The organism is Streptomyces prunicolor NBRC 13075, assembly GCF_000367365.1.
In the GTDB taxonomy this organism is placed as follows: domain Bacteria; phylum Actinomycetota; class Actinomycetes; order Streptomycetales; family Streptomycetaceae; genus Streptomyces; species Streptomyces prunicolor.
Map to the genome: position 1 here is coordinate 1 of NZ_BARF01000094.1, position 17,283 is coordinate 17,283.

19 protein-coding genes are annotated in these 17,283 nt (G+C 70.3%); 7 read left to right on the plus strand and 12 right to left on the minus strand.

Translation table 11 applies throughout. From position 1 onward, the window contains the following. Positions 1 to 242: 242 nt before the first annotated feature. The 3 genes from SPR02S_RS39640 to SPR02S_RS57360 form a co-directional block, all read right to left on the minus strand. Positions 243 to 758, minus strand: coding sequence for a flavin reductase family protein (locus SPR02S_RS39640; RefSeq protein ID WP_019062578.1), 516 nt, complete (start codon positions 756 to 758; stop codon positions 243 to 245). 44 nt (positions 759 to 802) lie between these two features. Beyond that, on the minus strand, positions 803 to 883 hold the full coding sequence (locus SPR02S_RS66300) for a putative leader peptide (protein WP_317774577.1): 81 nt from the start codon (positions 881 to 883) through the stop codon (positions 803 to 805). 83 nt (positions 884 to 966) lie between these two features. Further along, complete coding sequence (locus SPR02S_RS57360) at positions 967 to 1,380, minus strand: TlpA family protein disulfide reductase (protein ID WP_019062579.1); 414 nt, start codon at positions 1,378 to 1,380, stop codon at positions 967 to 969. 75 nt (positions 1,381 to 1,455) lie between these two features. Between SPR02S_RS57360 and SPR02S_RS39650 the strand changes: the two genes are divergently transcribed. Next, positions 1,456 to 1,872 (plus strand): DUF4395 domain-containing protein, encoded by a 417-nt coding sequence (locus tag SPR02S_RS39650; protein ID WP_019062580.1) that lies wholly within the window; start codon positions 1,456 to 1,458, stop codon positions 1,870 to 1,872. Between the two features lie 186 nt (positions 1,873 to 2,058). Further along, on the plus strand, positions 2,059 to 2,787 hold the full coding sequence (locus SPR02S_RS39655) for a lysophospholipid acyltransferase family protein (protein ID WP_019062581.1): 729 nt from the start codon (positions 2,059 to 2,061) through the stop codon (positions 2,785 to 2,787). Positions 2,788 to 2,791: 4 nt separating this feature from the next. Here SPR02S_RS39655 and SPR02S_RS39660 read toward each other — a convergent pair whose 3' ends face one another. From SPR02S_RS39660 to SPR02S_RS39680, 5 genes are all read right to left on the minus strand, one after another. Then, positions 2,792 to 3,484 (minus strand): B3/B4 domain-containing protein, encoded by a 693-nt coding sequence (locus tag SPR02S_RS39660; protein ID WP_019062582.1) that lies wholly within the window; start codon positions 3,482 to 3,484, stop codon positions 2,792 to 2,794. A gap of 8 nt (positions 3,485 to 3,492) precedes the next feature. Beyond that, positions 3,493 to 4,065, minus strand: a complete 573-nt coding sequence (locus tag SPR02S_RS39665) for a transglutaminase domain-containing protein (RefSeq protein WP_019062583.1) — start codon at positions 4,063 to 4,065, stop codon at positions 3,493 to 3,495. Positions 4,066 to 4,162: 97 nt separating this feature from the next. After that, the gene (locus SPR02S_RS39670; protein ID WP_019062584.1) at positions 4,163 to 5,233 is read right to left on the minus strand and encodes a threonine aldolase family protein; all 1,071 of its coding nucleotides are present in this window, start codon (positions 5,231 to 5,233) and stop codon (positions 4,163 to 4,165) included. Further along, positions 5,230 to 5,976, minus strand: a complete 747-nt coding sequence (locus tag SPR02S_RS39675; RefSeq protein WP_019062585.1) for an SDR family NAD(P)-dependent oxidoreductase — start codon at positions 5,974 to 5,976, stop codon at positions 5,230 to 5,232. The genes SPR02S_RS39670 and SPR02S_RS39675 overlap by 4 nt, the downstream gene beginning before the upstream one ends. Before the next feature lie 38 nt (positions 5,977 to 6,014). Beyond that, a complete protein-coding gene (locus SPR02S_RS39680) occupies positions 6,015 to 7,412 on the minus strand; it encodes a DUF6421 family protein (RefSeq protein ID WP_026151272.1) in 1,398 nt (465 codons plus the stop codon). Positions 7,413 to 7,817: 405 nt separating this feature from the next. Between SPR02S_RS39680 and SPR02S_RS39685 the strand changes: the two genes are divergently transcribed. Next, positions 7,818 to 8,501 carry a glycerophosphodiester phosphodiesterase gene (locus SPR02S_RS39685; RefSeq protein ID WP_026151273.1) on the plus strand — a complete coding sequence of 228 codons (684 nt, stop codon included), beginning with the start codon at positions 7,818 to 7,820 and terminating at the stop codon, positions 8,499 to 8,501. Between the two features lie 21 nt (positions 8,502 to 8,522). Here SPR02S_RS39685 and SPR02S_RS39690 read toward each other — a convergent pair whose 3' ends face one another. Further along, entirely contained in the window at positions 8,523 to 9,062 is a 540-nt protein-coding gene (locus tag SPR02S_RS39690; protein WP_019062588.1) for a GNAT family N-acetyltransferase, read from the minus strand. A gap of 76 nt (positions 9,063 to 9,138) precedes the next feature. Here SPR02S_RS39690 and SPR02S_RS39695 point away from each other — a divergent pair, with 76 nt between their 5' ends. Both SPR02S_RS39695 and SPR02S_RS39700 read left to right on the plus strand, forming a co-directional pair. Then, positions 9,139 to 9,531 (plus strand): VOC family protein, encoded by a 393-nt coding sequence (locus SPR02S_RS39695; protein WP_019062589.1) that lies wholly within the window; start codon positions 9,139 to 9,141, stop codon positions 9,529 to 9,531. Between the two features lie 98 nt (positions 9,532 to 9,629). Beyond that, entirely contained in the window at positions 9,630 to 10,397 is a 768-nt protein-coding gene (locus tag SPR02S_RS39700) for a VOC family protein (protein ID WP_019062590.1), read from the plus strand. Positions 10,398 to 10,419: 22 nt separating this feature from the next. On the opposite strand, the gene SPR02S_RS39705 is transcribed toward SPR02S_RS39700, so the two are convergent. The 3 genes from SPR02S_RS39705 to SPR02S_RS39715 all read right to left on the minus strand — a co-directional run bounded on the left by SPR02S_RS39705 (position 10,420) and on the right by SPR02S_RS39715 (position 15,450). Next, positions 10,420 to 13,050: a carbohydrate-binding protein gene (locus SPR02S_RS39705; RefSeq protein WP_019062591.1), complete on the minus strand. Its 2,631-nt coding sequence runs from the start codon at positions 13,048 to 13,050 to the stop codon at positions 10,420 to 10,422. A 118-nt stretch (positions 13,051 to 13,168) separates the two neighbouring features. Beyond that, positions 13,169 to 13,735: a MarR family winged helix-turn-helix transcriptional regulator gene (locus tag SPR02S_RS39710; protein ID WP_026151274.1), complete on the minus strand. Its 567-nt coding sequence runs from the start codon at positions 13,733 to 13,735 to the stop codon at positions 13,169 to 13,171. Next, complete coding sequence (locus SPR02S_RS39715; protein WP_019062593.1) at positions 13,732 to 15,450, minus strand: FUSC family protein; 1,719 nt, start codon at positions 15,448 to 15,450, stop codon at positions 13,732 to 13,734. The genes SPR02S_RS39710 and SPR02S_RS39715 overlap by 4 nt, the downstream gene beginning before the upstream one ends. Before the next feature lie 197 nt (positions 15,451 to 15,647). Between SPR02S_RS39715 and SPR02S_RS39720 the strand changes: the two genes are divergently transcribed. After that, positions 15,648 to 16,199, plus strand: coding sequence for a DUF5134 domain-containing protein (locus SPR02S_RS39720; protein WP_019062594.1), 552 nt, complete (start codon positions 15,648 to 15,650; stop codon positions 16,197 to 16,199). A gap of 94 nt (positions 16,200 to 16,293) precedes the next feature. After that, positions 16,294 to 17,229: a M56 family metallopeptidase gene (locus SPR02S_RS39725; protein WP_019062595.1), complete on the plus strand. Its 936-nt coding sequence runs from the start codon at positions 16,294 to 16,296 to the stop codon at positions 17,227 to 17,229. Positions 17,230 to 17,283 lie beyond the last annotated feature (54 nt).

The window sequence follows — 17,283 nt, forward strand, 5'->3', positions numbered from 1 at the left end:
CCGGCTCTCCTACTGCATCGTCATTTTCGGCTGCCTACTTCCAGGCAGCATAGGCGCCCTGAACGGCCGTTCCCGGTGGGGGCGACCGGTGCTCCGAGCGAAATATTACTCGCCAGTACGCACTCCTACGCTCCCCCAAGGGGTGCCCGCTAAGCAAGCGCTTTGAACTGTGACCTGTGCAACGCAGCGTAATCGGAACTCGACGCTTCCGCAGGGTGGCCCGTCACCCACCCGGAGTGGCCTCAGTCACGCAGCCCGTTGAAGCGCCCCTGGTGGTAGAGGAGCGGGCGGCCGGTGCCCGCGTGGTCGCCCAGGACGACCTCGGCCAGCACTATGCGGTGATCCCCCGCGGGCACGCGCGCGACGACCCGGCACACCAGCCAGGCGAGCACTCCGTCGAGGATCGGCACGCCCTCGGGACCCTCGCGCCAGGCGGTCGGCGCCCCGAACCGGTCGGCGCCGCTGCGGGCGAAGGTGGCGGCCAACTCCTCCTGGTGCTCGCCCAGTACGTGCACGCCGACATGGTCGGCCCCGGATATCGCGGGCCAACTGGAGGCGCCGGTGCTGATCCCGAAGGACAGCATCGGGGGCTGCGCGGAGACGGAGCTGAGCGAGGTGGCGGTGAAGCCGACCGGGCCATTCTCACCGCGCGCGGTGATCACCGCCACACCGGCCGCGTGCTGCCGGAAGACGGAACGCAGCAGGTCGGGAGAGGCGTGCTGAGGAGTGCGGGTGCCGAGGTCGGGCGTGGCCGTCATGGACGTGTCCTTCTGCCGGGGGGACGAGCGGGGTCCGTGGCTGCTCAACAGCCCGGACAGCGCGCGCTCGCGGTGCGGGCGAGGTCGACGTGCACCCGCCCGTAGAGAAGGAGTTCCGAAGGCATACGGTCAGGTTGACGATAGGTGGTGCGCACAGTCAAGTACGTTCCGGCATATGGGAGATGGCTCACCGTCGTCGTCACAACCGTCAGACCGCCTCACCCAGAGCCGCGATGACGTCCGCCTTGCGGGGGAGGCCGGTGGCACGCCGTACGACCCGCCCGTCGGCGTCGAGAACCAGCACGGTGGGGGTCTTCAGGATGTCGAGTTCCCGTACGAGGTCCAGATGGTCCTCGGCGTCGATCTCGATGTGGCTCACGCCGGGGACCATGCCGGCCACCTCCCCCAGTACCCGGCGGGTGGCCCGGCAGGGCGCGCAGAAGGCGCTGGAGAACTGCACCAGGGTGGCCTTCTCGCCGAGGTCGTCGCCCAACTCGGCGACGCCGAGCCGTTTTCCGCCGTCGCGCCCACGCACGCGTACTCTCCCGCTCCGCCGCCGATGCAGCACTCCGTAGGCGCTCGCCGCCGCGAGCACCACCACGCACACCACAACTCCGGTCATCGAATTCTCCAGCGTTCACGAGACTGCAAAGATTCCCGGCACCCCTAATCCTTTCCGTTGCGGAATCCTTGATTCATGGACATCGACGTAAGAGGACCGCGCTTCGGGGCGGCCCTGACGACCGTAGTGCTGGCGGTCGTGCTGATCACCGGCAGCTTCTGGCTGCTGGCCTGGCAGACCCTGGCGTTCGCGCTGGGCGCGGCGGGCGGCGTGGGCCGTTCGCCGTACGGCTGGCTCTTCCGGAAGGCGGTACGGCCCCGGATCGGGCCGCCGACCGAGTTCGAGTCACCGGAGCCGCCGCGGTTCGCGCAGGCGGTCGGGCTGGTCTTCGCGGGGGTCGGACTGGTCGGTTTCGGCCTGGGTCCCGAATGGCTGGGACTCGCCGCGACCGGGGCCGCGCTCGCCGCCGCGTTCCTCAATGCCGCGTTCGGTTACTGCCTGGGCTGCGAGATGTACCTGCTAGTGCGTCGAGTGACAGTTCGCGCACAGTAAAGGAAACTTAAAAGCCCGAGGTGGATCAAGCGATGGACGTGACGAGGATCTCGCCGTTCTGCGGCACGAGGACTGGCCAGTCGTTCGTTCTTGGGGCACGATCTGCGCAATGCCGTAAACCTACGGCTGCGTAACTTTCCCGCCCGGAGAACCCCTTCCAGGCAGAGAGAAGGGTCCACCCCGTCCATGGCTGAGCTTGTCTACCGCCCCGTCATCGGTCTCGCCCAAACGCTGTTCAAGGCCTGGGACCTCAAGATCGACTGCAAGGGGTCGGAGAACATTCCGCGCTCGGGCGGCGCCGTGCTGGTCAGCAACCACATCAGCTACCTGGACTTCATCTTCGACGGTCTGTCCGCCCTGCCGCAGAAGCGCCTGGTGCGCTTCATGGCGAAGGAGTCGGTGTTCCGGCACAAGATCTCGGGCCCGCTGATGCGCGGCATGAAGCACATCCCGGTGGACCGCAAGCAGGGCGAGACGGCCTATCAGCACGCACTGGAGTCGCTGCGGTCGGGCGAGATCGTCGGCGTCTTCCCCGAGGCGACGATCTCCCAGTCCTTCACCCTGAAGAGCTTCAAGTCGGGTGCCGCGCGCATGGCCCAGGAGGCCGGCGTCCCGCTGATCCCGATGGCGCTGTGGGGTACCCAGCGCCTGTGGACCAAGGGCCACCCGAAGAACTTCAAGCGCAGCCACACCCCGATCACCATCCGGGTCGGCGAGCCGGTGGAGGCCCCGCAGGACCAGTACGCGGGCGCGATCACCCGCCGTCTGCGCGAGCGCATCCAGGAACTCCTCGAAGCCGCCCAACGCGCTTATCCGGTACGACCGAACGGCCCGGACGACACCTGGTGGATGCCGGCCCATCTCGGCGGCACCGCACCGACCCCGGAAGAGGTCAAGGCGGCCGAGGCTCGCTGAATCGTCACGCCGGGGCGTGGACGGTGATCCGCGCCCCGGGGCTGAACTTCTCCAGCAGCTCGGCGAGTTCGGCACCGGCGGCCTCGACGTCGGCAACCGGCATCGGCGCCAGACTCTCCAACAGGAAGACGGCGGCGGTGGTTTCCTCCGTGAGCCTGGTGCGCGGCCCCTGCCGCCAGTTCCACCGACGGCACGTGACACCAACAGCGTCCCGCCACACCACCTCGCCCGCGTCGGGATGCTCGACGACCTCCTCACCGCCCGCGACCGTCACGAACTCCTCGTCCCCAGCGGCCCGTTGAAGGGTCATCGCACCCTGAATACGGTCGGTGTCCTCACCGCCCACAGGGATCAAGTGGGCCACGCTGACGACGTTGTAGAGATCGACCAGCACATTGATCCGGGGCAACCCACCGTCGGAAAGCGCCCTCTTGGCCAGCGCCTCCGCCGAGTTACGGGTCCGCGACGGCTTCGACCCGAACGCCGTGTACACCTCACGCCAGGCCACCATGTGCGGGTCCTCGTGCGGTGCTCGCCCGTCCAGTCGTACGGCGAGACGGCGGGCCGCGTCGTCGAGGAGCGCCGAACTCGCGTCGGTGCTCGGCCCATTGACCAGTCCGGTCGCCTCGATCGCCACGTGGGTGAACCCGGGGGCGAGGGCGCGGACTTCGTCGGACACGGTCAGGGTGAGGGTCATGGTCTGCCTCAGAGTGCGGTCGGGAGCGTCTGCCACAGGTGCGCCCGGTCGGGGGCGGCCTTGAGGGCGCTCAGTACGACCGGGTGCGGTTCAGCGTACAGGACCGGATAGTCCAACTCATTGAACTCCAGATCGGGCACGAAGGCCAGCCACTCCCCGTCGAGCGAGAACTGCGCGTCCACGCCCGGCTTGTTGCCGCGCGGATCCTGCCGATGCCAGGCTCCGTTGAAGCGCACGGCGACCAGCCCGTGCACCACGTCGAACTTCTGGTAGCAGAGAGCCGTAGGAATGTCCTCGGCCCGCAGCAGCGCGGCCAGCGCGTGCGCCTTGGCATAGCAGATACCGGTGCCCTGCTCCAGGACGTCGGAGGCCCGCCAGGTGACGCGCGGATCACCGGAGTCCTGCGAGTGGGGAATCTCGTCCCGCACGAACTCGAACGCCAGCCGTGCATAGCCATACGAGTCGGCGGCACTTCTGGCCAGCCGCGCGGCTGTCTCCCGTACGAGGGGATGCTCATGGTCAATGGCCTCGTCGGCAGCCAAGTACGCGGACAGGTCAGAGGTGTTCTGGATCAGCTCCATGGCTGCAGAGCATAGGAAAGCGATCACCCGCGAGTCAATGACTTTTCAGGTGGCCGCATACCTATGCACAACACAACCCGACTCCGAGCCGGGAGGCCTAGCGGGCCATCTCCTCCTTGAGCGCCGCCACGAACGCGTCCACGTCGTCCTCGGTCGTGTCGAAGCCGCACATCCAGCGGACGTCTCCGGCGGCCTCGTCCCAGAAGTAGAAGCGGAAGCGCTTCTGAAGGCGTTCGCTCACGTCGTGCGGGAGGCGGGCGAAGACGCCGTTGGCCTGCACCGGGTGGAGGAGCTCCACGCCGTGCACCGCGCGGACGCCCTCGGCGAGGCGCTGGGCCATCTCGTTGGCGTGGCGGGCGTTGCGCAGCCACAGGTCCTTGGCGAACAGGGCCTCCAACTGCACTGAAACGAAGCGCATCTTGGAGGCGAGCTGCATGGACAGCTTGCGCAGGTGCTTCATGTGGCTGACCGCGTCCTGGTTGATGACGACGACCGCCTCGCCGAAGATCGCACCGTTCTTCGTCCCGCCCAGGGAGAGGATGTCGACGCCGACCGCGTTGGTGAACGTCCGCATCGGGACGTCAAGTGAGGCCGCCGCGTTGGCTATCCGGGAGCCGTCGAGGTGGACCTTCATGCCGTGCGCGTGGGCGTGGTCGCAGATCGCGCGGATCTCGTCGGGCGTGTAGAGGGTGCCGAGTTCGGTGCTCTGGGTGATCGACACGACCTGCGGCATCGCGCGGTGCTCGTCGTCCCAGCCGTAGGCCTGCTTGTCGATCAGTTCGGGTGTGAGCTTGCCGTCGGGGGTGGGCACCGTGAGGAGTTTCAGGCCGCCCATGCGTTCGGGGGCGCCGCCCTCGTCGACGTTGATGTGCGCGCTCTCGGCGCAGATCACCGCGCCCCAGCGGTCGGTGACCGCCTGGAGGGCGACGACGTTCGCGCCGGTGCCGTTGAAGACCGGGAAGGCCTCCGCCGTGGCGCCGAAGTGGCTGCGGATGATGCCCTGGAGGTTCTCCGTGTAGTCGTCCTCGCCGTAGGCGACCTGGTGGCCGCCGTTGGCGAGGGCGAGGGCGGCGAGCACCTCGGGGTGGGCGCCGGCGTAGTTGTCGCTGGCGAAGCCGCGGATCTCCGGGTCGTGGTGGCGACGGGCGTCGGTCTTCGGAGGGTTCACGGCTTCTCGGTCAGCCACAGACGGTTTCCGTTCACTTCGGTGGCGGGCTTGTCCCAGACGCCGGCGATTGCCTCGGCGAGGTCCTTGACGTCGGTGAAGCCCGCGAACTTCGCGTTCGGGCGTTCGGCGCGCATGGCGTCGTGCACCAGCGCCTTCACCACCATGACGGCGGCGGCGGAGGTGGGTCCGTCCTCGCCGCCGGCCTTGCGGTAACCGTCGGCCATGGCGAGGGTCCAGGCCTCGGCGGCGGCCTTCGAGGCGGAGTACGCGGCGTTGCCCGCGGTGGGTTTGCTGGCGCCCGCCGCGCTGATCAGCAGATAGCGGCCGCGGTCGCTGCGCTCCAGGCCGTCGTAGAAGGCCAGGGAGGTGTGCTGGACGGTGCGGATGAGGAGTTTCTCCAGCAGGTCCCAGTCGGCGAGGTCGGTGTCGGTGAAGGACGCGCTGCCGCGCCAGCCGCCGACGAGGTGGACCAGGCCGTCGACACGGCCGAAGTCCTTCTCGATGTGCTCGGCCCAGTCGCGGGTGGCCTGCAGGTCGAGCAGGTCGACGGTGTCTCCTACGACGGTCGCGCCGCCGTGCGCGTAGCGGGCCGCGTCCACGGCCTCCGCCAGGCGTTCGGGATGCGCGTCCGCGCCGACGACGGTCGCGCCGGCCTCGGCCAGCCGCAGCAGCACGGCCCGGCCCGCGGGCCCGCCCGCTCCGGCCACCGCGATCACCGCGCCGTTGAGCGCCCCGTTCCCCATGGTCCTCGCCTCCTGAGCCACTTCGGTGCTGCGGTCGCTCACGCGGCGATCCGCTCGGCGCTCTCCGCGGTGATGCCCTTGGTCGAGGCGATCACGTTCTTGAGCTTCTTGGAGAGTGCCTCATAGAACATGCTCAGCGGAAACTCGTCCGGAAGCACGTCATCCACGAGTTTCCGCGGCGGCTGGCTCAGGTCGAGGGCGTCCGGGCCCTTGGCCCAGCGCGAACCCGGGTGCGGGGCGAGATAGGTCGCGACCAGCTCGTAGGCCTTGAACCAGTGGACGAGCTTGGGGCGGTCGATGCCCGCGCGGTAGAGGTCCTCGATCTCGGCGCACAGCTGGTTGGTGACCTCGGGGGCGCGCTGCCAGTCGATGTGCAGCTTGTTGTCGGTCCAGCGGACGACGTCGTGCTTGTGCAGGTAGGCGAAGAGCAGCTGGCCGCCGAGTCCGTCGTAGTTGCGGACGCGCTCGCCGGTGACCGGGAAGCGGAACATGCGGTCGCAGAGGACCGCGTACTGCACGTCACGGGCCTGCGGGACGCCGTCGGCCTCCAGCCTGACGGCCTCCTTGAAGGCGGTGAGGTCGCAGCGCAGCTCTTCGAGGCCGTACATCCAGAACGGCTGGCGCTGCTTGATCATGAACGGGTCGAAGGGCAGGTCGCCGTGGCTGTGGGTGCGGTCGTGGACCATGTCCCACAGGACGAAGGCCTCTTCGCAGCGCTTCTGGTCGTCGACCATCGTGGCGACATCCTCGGGCAGTCGCATGCCCAGGATGTCTACGGCGGCCTCGGTCACCCGGCGGAAGCGGGCGGCCTCGCGGTCGCAGAAGATGCCGCCCCAGGAGAACCGTTCCGGCGCCTGCCGTACGGCGATGGTCTCCGGGAAGAGGACGGCCGAGTTGGTGTCGTAGCCGGACGTGAAGTCCTCGAAGGTGATGCCGCAGAACAGCGGGTTGTCGTAGCGGGTCGCCTCCAGCTCGGCCAGCCAGTCGGGCCAGACCATGCGCAGGACGACCGCTTCGAGGTTGCGGTCCGGGTTGCCGTTCTGTGTGTACATCGGGAAGACGACCAGGTGCTGGAGTCCGTCCCGGCGGTTCGCGGCGGGCTGGAAGGCCAGCAGCGAGTCGAGGAAGTCGGGCACCTGGAAGCCGTCGGCCGCCCACTGCTCCAGATCCCTGACGAGCGCTGCGTGGTACGCGGCGTCGTGCGGGAGCAGCGGGGAGAGCTCCTCGACGGCGCCCGTCACGCGGCGTACGGCGGACTCGGCCTCCGCGCGGCCCGGGGCGGACTCGGCCGCGAAGTCGATCGACCCGTCCTTGGACTGCCATGGCCGGATCCGCTCCACGGCATCCTTGAGCACGGGCCATGCCGGATGCTCCACCACCCTGGTCATGAGAGGAAGCCGCTCCTCAGAACCCACCTGCACAAGAATTTCCGTCATGTCCCATCCTCCACGGGAGAACCTCGCGTATGGACACCGTATGCGTTCATGGTTTCCCCTAGCAAGGCGGACCTCCGTAAATTATCCTGCACCTCCTGTCCGTCACCGCCTTTTTTCCTGCCTGACACAAAGAAGGCGATTACTTCCGCCGTGACGGGGTAGGTGGGCGCCCCCGGGCTTCCTGGGGTCGGTTTCGGTCAATGACCACCGGACTCGCCCACGGCCGGGTGACGGCATCGGGCCGTACGCTCCAGGTGCACCCCGTCCGTCACCGCCAATCCCCCGTGTACGCGCGGGTACATCGCCGGGCCCGGCCGTTAGGCTGCGGCTCTGCCGCGTGGACGCCGGTGTCCGGCCGCGCCCGCGCGCGCGTGCCGAGCCGCCGCGACGGAAGCGAGTTGAACCTTGAACTTCCTTACCATCGGTCACCGCGGAGTCATGGGTCTCGAACCCGAGAACACTCTCCGTTCCTTCGTCGCCGCCGAGCAGGGCGGCCTCGATGTCATCGAACTCGATCTGCATCTGAGCAAGGACGGTGCCCTCGTCGTCATGCACGACGCCGACGTGGACCGTACGACCGACGGGACCGGGCCGATCGCCGAGCGGACCCTCGGCGAGCTGCGCACCCTGGACGCGGGACGCGGCGAGCGCGTGCCCGTCTTCGAAGAGGTACTGGACGCGGTCAAGTCGCCGATCCAGGCCGAGATCAAGGACCTTGCGGCGGCACGGGCGCTGGCCGAGGTCATGCACCGGCGGAACCTGGTCGAGCGGGTCGAGGTGTCCTCGTTCCACGACGAGGCCATCGCCGAGATCGCCCGCCTGGTGCCCGGTGTACGCACCGCGCTGATCGCCGGCCGCTTCGGCCCCGACGTGGTGGAACGCGCCACCGAGGCCGGTGCCGAGACGGTCTGCCTCAACATCCGCCGGCTGACCCTGGAGGTCGTCGAGGCGGCCCGCAAGGCGGACCTGAAGATCATCGGCTGGGTGGTGAACACACAAGACCAGCTGCGGCTCGTACGCGCCCTGGGGCTGGACGGCGCGACCACCGACTACCCGGAGATCAAACGCACGGGCCGCTTCACGGCATAGCGGACCGAACGGCCGTAAGAATTACGCGAGTTCCTTGACCAGCAGCTCGAACTGCAGGTCGTCGCGCTGCGGAATACCGAACCGCTCGTCGCCGTACGGGAACGGGGTCATCCGGCCCGTACGGCGATAGCCGCGGCGCTCGTACCAGGCGATGAGGTCGTTCCGTACGGAGATCACGGTCATGTGCATCTCCCGCACACCCCAGGTCTCCCGGGCCGTGCGCTCCGCCTCGGCGATGATGACCTTGCCGAGGCCGCCGCCCTGGAGCTGCGGGCTGACGGCGAACATCCCGAAGTAGGCGTGCGCGCCCCGGTGTTCGAGCTGGCAACAGGCAACCACCTGGCCCTCGCGCTCCACGACGAGCAGTCGGCTGTCGGGCGACTTGATGACCGCCAGCACGCCCTCGGGATCGGTCCGCTGCCCTTCGAGGATGTCCGCCTCGGTGGTCCAGCCGGCCCGGCTGTCGTCACCCCGGTAGGCCGACTCGATCAGCACGACGAGGGCATCCGCATCGGCGTCGGTGGCGTCGCGGAAGGTCAGTCCGGTGGCGGCGGTGTCCATGGTGCACAACTCCGATCAGGGCGCGGCTCAGGCAGAGACGAGGGTAACGCGGCCCCGGCGGCTAGGCTCCGGCCGCATGGTGCACGTACTGAGCAGCCGCATCCTGCTGCGCCCCACCGATCCCGACCGCTCCCGCGCCTTCTACGGCGAGCAACTGGGCCTGCCCGTCTACCGCGAGTTCGGCACAGGTCCGGAACGCGGAACCGTCTACTTCCTCGGCGGCGGCTTCCTGGAGGTCTCCGGCCGCTCGGACACCCCGCCCTCCCCCGCCGTACAGCTGTGGTTGCAGGTCGCGGACGCGGGCGCCGCGCACGAGGAGCTGCGGGCGAAGGGCGTCGAGATCGTGCGGCCGCCGGTGAGGGAGCCCTGGGGGCTGGTGGAGATGTGGCTCTCGGATCCGGACGGGACGCGGATCGTGGTCGTGGAGGTACCGGCGGATCATCCGCTGCGGTACCGCCCAGGGATGTAGGCCTACGGCGGCCAGGGCGCCCTTTCCCTGCCCCGATGGCCGGGGTCGCGGCCCGGGCTTAGCGTGCTGGGAGGGGAGCTTTCTGCGGAAGGAACGCCATGAAGCTCGACAGGCCGGTGACCGGCGGGCCCTGCTGGACCGAGCTCGGGACCAGTGATCTGGAGGCGGCCAAGCGGTTCTACTCGGACGTGTTCGGCTGGCGTCCGGAGACCGATCCGCGGCCGGAGGCGGGCGGTTACACGGTCGCGCACATCGGGGACGCGGCGGTCGCCGCGCTGACGCCGCTGTTCCAGGAGTCGCAGCCGGTGGCGTGGAACGTGTCGTTCGCGGTGGCGGACGCCGACGCGACGGCGGAGAAGGTGCGCGCGGCGGGCGGAACCCTGCTGATGGAGCCGATCGACGTGTTCGACATCGGGCGCTTCACGGTCGGCCTCGACCCGGGCGGCGCCGCGTTCCAGACCTGGCAGGCCCGCACCTTCCCCGGCGCCGGGCTGTTCAACGCGCCCGGCGCGCTGGGCTGGGTGGAGTTGCTGACGCGGGCGCCGGAGCGGGCGGAGAGCTTCTACACGACGGTGTTCGGCTGGACCGTCCGCCCCTCGGAGCACTACCCGCAATGGGGCATCGACGGCGCCGACTTCGGCGGCATGATGACGATGGACGCGAAGTTCCCACCGGAGGTGCCTCCGCACTGGCTGCCGTACTTCGCCGTGGCCGACGTCGACGCCACCGCCGCGTCGGCTACGGAGGCGGGCGGCACGGTCCTGATGGAGCCGACGTCCATCGGCGACGTGCGGCGGATCGCGGTGCTGCGGGATCCGCAGGGGGCGATGTTCGGGGTGTATGCGGCGGGTGACGAGGACCACTGAGCCACCCACCCGCGTCCCGCCCTCAGGCCAGTCGCGTCACCGTCACCGTGTCGATCACCGGTGCGTACGCGGAGCGTTGACCGTACTGGTTCCTGGAGTGGCCGTCGTGGTCCGGGAGTTCGTCGGCGGTGAAGGTGACGGTGTTGGCGCCCTGGTCGAGGGTGACGGGGACGGGGACGGAGAGGTCGTGGAAGTTGTTGAAGTGGAAGGTGGTGGGGAACAGGACGCGCTGCGGGGCGGCCCCGTTGACCGCGATGTCCGCGTGACGGCAGACCGGGTCCGGGTTGTAGTGGGTGGCGGGTGCCTGCTCGCCGTTGGAGTAGCGGATCGTGAGCACGTGACGGCCGGCCCGCTCCGCCTCCACGGTGAGTGTGAGCGTGTTCGCGGGGCCGGCGCCGATGCCTTCGACCGCCTTGCCGCCCGTGGCGAACGTGTACGCGCCGGTGACCCGGGCGGTGCCGGTCGTGGCGCCTTCCTCGGCCGGGTGCGTCGAGGTGGGGAGGAGGCCGCGTGAGGCGCCTACCTGGAGGCGGTCCAGGACGAGCTGGTCCGAGGTGCCGGTGACGGTGATCTTGTTGACGCCTGCCATGAGGAACAGGGGAACGGAGGATCGTTCAACAATACTCATGTCGCTTCCATCGACCATCCCCTCGTTCTCGCCGCCAACCATCCCCACGTTCTCCCCGTTGATCGTCAACTCGCCCTCCCCAGGGCCGATTCGATCGACGGTCACAGCCGCCTCCCCGTCGTCCGCCGCGTGCACCCAGAAGGTGGCGGTGCCACCACGTGGCAGTACGACGGCACCGGGACCGGACGCTCCGCGCTGCCCGTAGTCCACGCGAGCGTCACCACCCAGCGCCGCGAACTCCGCGTCGTACAGCGCGGGCGCAGCCACCTGGTCGTCGCGCAGGGCGAGGTCGAGTCGGTCGATCACCGCGTCGCCCCTCGTGACGCCGAGGTCATGGTCCTGCGCGGCGAGGGTGATCGCGTGCGCGCCGGCGGTCAGCTCGACCTGTGTGTCGGTGTGGCCCCACACCGCCCACTTGTAGCCGAGCGGCAGCCGGAGTTCCTGCGGGTGCCCGCCGTCGACGCGGAGGAAGACGTTGGTGGGGCCCTGCTCGCGCACCGCGTCGGCCAGGTTGTAGGAGTTGGCGAAGACACTCACGTCGTACGTCCCGTCGCACGGGACGTCCACGGAGAAGACCAGCACACCGTCGGAGCCGGTACGGAGTCCGCCCACGTGGTAGCCGGTCGAGCCGGCGAACTTGTCGACGTCGGACGGGGACCCCTCGGGCCCGTTCAGGGAGTGGCCGTCACCGATGTAGGCCGCTTCCTCCGCCTGGTACGAGCGCCGCCAGCCGACCGAAGGCGCCGGCGCCACCGCCCCGTTGCCACCCGGGGACAGGATCACCTGGTACGCCGACATCGCCTCCAGGCCGGTCAGACGCAGCGTCACTTTGCCGTCCACGACGGGGAGTTCGTGATCGGCGAGCCGCAACGGCTGCGCGGAGACGCCGACTTGGCCCGTCCAGGGGATCTCCAGGAGCCGCGCGTGGACGGTCGTACCGAAGACTTCGGGGTCGGCGTGCTCGAACACGACGTCCGCCGATCCGCCGGTGCCGCCGAGCAGCAGCCGTGCCTGCCGCTTGGCGCGATCGAGCGCAGCGACGCCCTGGAGCGTGTACTGGACGTTGGGGTGGGGCGCGGTGACCCGGACGGTGTTGCCCGTGAACTGTCCGTAGGCGTTGAACAGCCACCACTGGCCGTTGCCCTTGTTGGCCTCCACGACCGAGTCGTTGAGGTTGCCGTCGATGTTCCAGTACGCCATGTCGGCGTCGACCTTGGACTCCTCGATCGCGGCGATCCACTGGATCATCTGGCCCGGGACGGACAAGTGGTAGTTGTGGGCGTACTCGTTGAGGTTGACGGGGAGCGGCCCGATGCCCAACTCCCGCTCCAGTGCACGGTACTTGGCGACACTCGTGCGGATCTCGTCGGGCGAGGACAGCTCGTGCCAGGTGATGACGTCGGGCAGTACGTCCTCGGCCTCGGCGAACTCCAGGAAGCCCCTGATCTCGTCGTACAGGAGGCAGGTGCTGGGGCCGGCGATGCGGGCGCCGGGGTCGAGTTCCCTGATGAGGCGGCAGAGGTCCCGCCAGGCGGCGAAGTAGTGGGCCGGGTCGGTGCGCCAGGAGACCTGGTCGTAGCTCCACTCCTCCGTGCCGAACATGTTGCCCTCGGGCTCGTTGAACGGGACGTACACGACATGGGACTTGTACGCGCCGAGCGTCAGCACCTGCTCCACCTGGCGACGGACGCGGGCCGTGAAGTCGGCGAGGCGCTCGGCTCCGGTGTCGCCGGGCCATTCGTAGGGGAAGCCGCGGTAGATGTCGGTCATGTAGACGTAGACGTCCTTGCCGCCCGCCTCGACGAAGGGGCGGAGGATCTCCAGGGCGTCGGCGCCCGGGTGCTGGGTGCCGTCCTGGGCCTTCGTGGAGACCGTGCGGACGTACATGCCCTCGACGGCGTTGCGGCTGGGGACGCCGTCGCCGTACAGGCCGTAGAGCGTGCCGCTCGCGCCTCCGTGGAAGGGGCCCGTGTCGGTGCCGAGGTCGACAGTGAGGATCTCGGGGGTGGAGGCTGCGGCTGCCACGGCATCAATTCCTTGTTCGACATTTCGTACGTCAGTCGGCGTCCCGAACCGGCTTGATCGAACGTAGGGAGATCACGCGACTCGCGTCAACGGTCCGTCGGCGCCCGGGTACGGCGGCTCAGACGCGCAGCATGCCCAGCCGGCCTTCCAGCTGGACCAGCAACTCGCCGAGCAGGGAGGCGAGTTCGCCCTGTCCGGGGGTGCCCAGGCCGGCGAGCACGGTCGTCTCGTAGGCAAGCTGCTCGGGCAGGATCGCGTCGACGAGGTCGCGGCCGGCGTCCGTGAGGCGGACGTGGGCGACGCGGCGGTCACGGGTGTCGCCGCGGCGCTCGACAAGGCCGCGTTCGGTCAGCAGCTTGAGGCGCTTGGTGACGGCGGCGCCCGAGGAGAAGGTCTCCCGGGTCAGCTCACTCGGCGTCAGCTCGTGCCCGGTGCGGCGGAGCGCGCCGAGCAGGTCGAACTCGGGGCGGCTGAGCCCGGCCCGGCGCAGCGGCGCGTCCTCGGCCTGCTGGAGCAGGGCGGCGCACCGGTTGATCCGGCCGATGATCTCCATCGGGCCCGTGTCGAGGTCGGGGTGCACGGCCTGCCACTGCCCGACGACGGCGGCGACGGTGTCGTGCCGGGCCGCTCCCGGAGCGGTGGGGCGGGCCGCGCCGTCCACCGGCCGTCCATTGGTTGCCGTCATCCCCGTACGCCCTCCGTCGTCCTGCCCGTGCGCCGATCCCCGGTCGGCCAGGAGTGCGACTCCCGGCGTCGTACCGTCGCGGCGAGCGTACGGTGTCCGGACTGTTCGGCGAGCACGACCCGCTCCTGCGGCAGGGCGCGCTGCCACCACTCGCCGGACGCGGCGTCGGCGGTGGCGCGCAGTTCGACCAGCGCGGCGGCGAGCGCGCGGTGCGCGGAATCCAGGGTCCCGCGCGCGGGAGTCGGTTCCGCCAGCAGGCGCGCGGCCCGCTCACGGGCCCGTTCCACCCCGGTCAGCGCCTCCTCGATACGGTCGGTCGCACGCCGGTTGGTGACGACGGCCGCGGCGACGAGGCCCACCAGGGCGCCGACGAGAGTGTCGACGATCCGCTCGGTGATCAGCTCACCGGAGTGCTGTGTCCGGGCGAACTCCGTGATGAGCAGCGCCATCGGGGTCACACAGACGCTGCCGAGCCAGTAGTTGCGGGCGATCAGCGCCTCGGCGCCGAAGTTGAGGGCGAGGCAGCACAGCACGAGCGCCGCCGGGTGGGCATGGGCGAGCGGGGCCACCGCGGCGAACACGAGCACCCCGGCGAGATTCCCGACGACCCGCTGCACTCCCCGGCCCCAGGTGAGGGTGATGTTGGCCTGGTAGAGCGAGGCGGCGGTGACGAGGGCCCAGTAGGGGCGGCCGACACCGAGGGCGAGGGACACGTATCCGGCGAGCGCGCAGCCGAGCGCCGTACGCAGCACGAGGGGGGTGAGCGGACCGAGCCTGGTCCACAACGGGCGCGCGGGGGCGGCCAGTTCGGCGTCCACACCGAGGAGTTCGTCTTCTACGGCGCCTGCCGGGGCCTCGGTCTGCGGGACCGGTGCCCTGCCACGCAGTTCGCGGGCCCAGGCCCGCAGCCGCTCCGGGTCGGCGTCCCCGGGCGCGGCGAGCGCGACCTCGGCACGGACGAGGAGGCGTTCGAGGGCGCGTCGGGGCGCGGTACGGGTGCCGGTGGCGAGGAGGGACTGCCAGGCGGCGTGCACGGCGGCTGCGGCGGCGGCACGCGCGCGTGGATGGTCGTCGTCGGCACGCGCGCGTGCAGGGCTCTTTTCGGTGCCGTGTGCGGCGGCGTACGTGGCCACGGCGTTCAGGGCCTGGGCGGTGGCGCGGCGCTCGGGGCCGTAGGGGCGGACGAGGACGGGGGCCATGCCGACGAGCCAGGCCCAGGCGCCCGCGGCGGTGGCCAGCGCGAGGTGGGCGGGGACCTGGCCGAGTGTCTGCGGTGCGAAGAGCGAGGCGGAGCTGATGAAGGTGAGGACCACGTTGCCGGGCGGGCCGATCCGGGTCGCGTCGCACAGGCCCTTCTGTACGGCGGCCAGGGCGGCGCCGACCGTGACCAGGACGAGGGCGTTCGTGGTGAGCGAGGCCGTGACCAGCGCGACGGCGAGACCGGCGATCATCCCGAGCACCACCCAGAGCAGGGCGCGGGCCCGGGCGGCGTACGGCTTGTTGTGGGCGTAGAGCGCGCACAAGGAGCCGGCCATCGTGTACATCGCCAGGTCGAGGCGGCCGAGGGCCAGCAGGGTCAGGTTGGGCGGGGCGACCGAGGCGACCACGCTGAGCGCGGGCTTGAACCAGATGTCCGAGGGCCGGCCGAGGCGCAGCACGCCGGTGAGCGGGAGGCGCCGGAGGCGCGGGGTGGGGACGGGGGTCGCACTGCTCATGGAAACAAGTTTAGCAGGTGTTTTACTCGTGAACTATTTTCGCCGGACAAGCCCCCACCGAGGCGCCACCGACCTGCCGCGCGCCGCCAAGTGCTCCCCGTGTACACCGTTGCGCTCGATTGCGCCCCGTGCGGCACGGGCATCCTGTGACCGAACATCGACGGACAGCGATATCCGGGGCGGAACGGGGGACGCGCGTGCATGGTGGACCGGCTTCGTCCGGCTGGCTCCTGGTCGCGCTGTGCGCGGCGACCGGGGCCTACTGCCTGCTGCGGATGCGCAGCCCCGTCGAGGAACAGCGCCGGGCCGCGGGCGGCGAGGCGCTGATGGGCTTCGGCATGGCCGCGATGGCCGTACCGGCGGCGGTGTTCACCCCACCGGCGTGGGCGTGGCCCGGCTACGCGGCGGTGTTCGGCGCGGCGGCGCTGCGCGCCCTGTGGTCGGCGCGCAGGAGCCCGCACCACGTGCACCACCTGCTGGGCACCGCGGCCATGGTCTACATGGCGCTCGCGATGGCCGCCTCGCCCGCGCACCACCACGAACACGGCGACTCCGGAGTCCCGCTCGTGACGGGCGCGTTGCTCCTCTACTTCGTGGGATACGTACTGCTGTCGGGAATCCGGCTGGTGCCCGTCACCGGATCGGTGGGCGGTGGCGCGAGCGTCGGCTGGGGCGATCGGCCGGAGTTGGCGCGGGCCTGCCGGTTGTCGATGGGGATCGGCATGGTCGCGATGTTGCTGACGCTCTAGGCAGAGCCGGCGCGGCGGTACGAAATCGTGGTCTGCGTCACTTTGCCGTGACAAGCCGTACCCCTGATCACCGCGGCGCTCATAGGGTGCTCCCATGATGGTCCCCGCAGCACTGTTGCTGCTCGGCGCCTTGGCCGCCGTTGTCGCCCCACGGCTGCTCGCCCGGGCCGACTGGCCGGACCATGAGCCGGTGCTCGCGCTGTGGGTGTGGCAGTGCGTGGTCGCCGCCGTACTCCTGTGCTGCGCCCTGTCGATGACGCTCAGCGCCGCCGCCGCGTGGCAGGCGGTGCGCGGCCATGTGTTCGCCAACGCCCCGCACGCGGTCGTGGACGCCTATCCCCTTGTGGCGAACGGGCCTTGGGCCGCCACCACCGCGGTGACCCTCGCGTGCGGCGGGGCGTGGACCGCGGCGATGCTGGTCCGCGAAGTCGTACGGGCCCGGGCACGGCGTCGGCTGCGGAGGGCCGAACTCCTGGTGCGCGCCCCGGTGTTGCCCGGCGAGGAGCCCGGTGCCGAGCCGCTGGTCATCCTGGAGGGGGGACGGCCGGACGCGTGGTGGATGTCCGGCGCCGCGCCTCAACTGGTCATCACCACGGCCGCGTTGAGGCGCCTCAAGGGGCGGCAACTGGACTCGCTGCTGGCGCACGAGCAGGGGCACGCACAGGCCCGGCACGACTGGCTGCTGCACTGCTCGGGCGCGCTCGCGAACGGGTTTCCGCAGGTGCCGGTGTTCGCCGCGTTCCGGGACGAGATGCACCGGCTGGTCGAACTCTCCGCCGACGACATGGCCTCCCGGCGCTTCGGCCGGCTCACGACCGCGCTCGCTCTGGTCGAACTCAACGAGGACCGTGGGGTGTTCGGGCCGTGCCCCACCCCGCACGCCCATGTTCCGCAGCGGGTGAACCGGTTGCTCACTCCCCCGGACCGGCTCACGGCGATGCGCCGGCTGGGCCTGACCGCGACGGCGGCGCTGGTGCCGGTGGTTCCGGTGCTGGTGGCATTCGTACCGGGGTTGCGGGCACTCGGCTGAGGAGGGGCCGAGGGAGGACCGGGGAGGAGTCACGGAGGATGCCGCCCCGGAGCG

Coding starts and splice junctions, on each gene's coding strand:
- SPR02S_RS39725 (WP_019062595.1), top strand. CDS start 16,294: ATGATGGTCCCCGCAGCACTGTTGCTGCTCGGCGCCTTGGCCGCCGTT.
- SPR02S_RS57360 (WP_019062579.1), bottom strand. CDS start 1,380: ATGACCGGAGTTGTGGTGTGCGTGGTGGTGCTCGCGGCGGCGAGCGCC.
- SPR02S_RS39680 (WP_026151272.1), bottom strand. CDS start 7,412: ATGACGGAAATTCTTGTGCAGGTGGGTTCTGAGGAGCGGCTTCCTCTC.
- SPR02S_RS39660 (WP_019062582.1), bottom strand. CDS start 3,484: ATGACCCTCACCCTGACCGTGTCCGACGAAGTCCGCGCCCTCGCCCCC.
- SPR02S_RS39710 (WP_026151274.1), bottom strand. CDS start 13,735: ATGACGGCAACCAATGGACGGCCGGTGGACGGCGCGGCCCGCCCCACC.
- SPR02S_RS39700 (WP_019062590.1), top strand. CDS start 9,630: ATGAAGCTCGACAGGCCGGTGACCGGCGGGCCCTGCTGGACCGAGCTC.
- SPR02S_RS39715 (WP_019062593.1), bottom strand. CDS start 15,450: ATGAGCAGTGCGACCCCCGTCCCCACCCCGCGCCTCCGGCGCCTCCCG.
- SPR02S_RS39675 (WP_019062585.1), bottom strand. CDS start 5,976: ATGGGGAACGGGGCGCTCAACGGCGCGGTGATCGCGGTGGCCGGAGCG.
- SPR02S_RS39655 (WP_019062581.1), top strand. CDS start 2,059: ATGGCTGAGCTTGTCTACCGCCCCGTCATCGGTCTCGCCCAAACGCTG.
- SPR02S_RS39665 (WP_019062583.1), bottom strand. CDS start 4,065: ATGGAGCTGATCCAGAACACCTCTGACCTGTCCGCGTACTTGGCTGCC.
- SPR02S_RS66300 (WP_317774577.1), bottom strand. CDS start 883: ATGCCTTCGGAACTCCTTCTCTACGGGCGGGTGCACGTCGACCTCGCC.
- SPR02S_RS39650 (WP_019062580.1), top strand. CDS start 1,456: ATGGACATCGACGTAAGAGGACCGCGCTTCGGGGCGGCCCTGACGACC.
- SPR02S_RS39695 (WP_019062589.1), top strand. CDS start 9,139: ATGGTGCACGTACTGAGCAGCCGCATCCTGCTGCGCCCCACCGATCCC.
- SPR02S_RS39690 (WP_019062588.1), bottom strand. CDS start 9,062: ATGGACACCGCCGCCACCGGACTGACCTTCCGCGACGCCACCGACGCC.
- SPR02S_RS39640 (WP_019062578.1), bottom strand. CDS start 758: ATGACGGCCACGCCCGACCTCGGCACCCGCACTCCTCAGCACGCCTCT.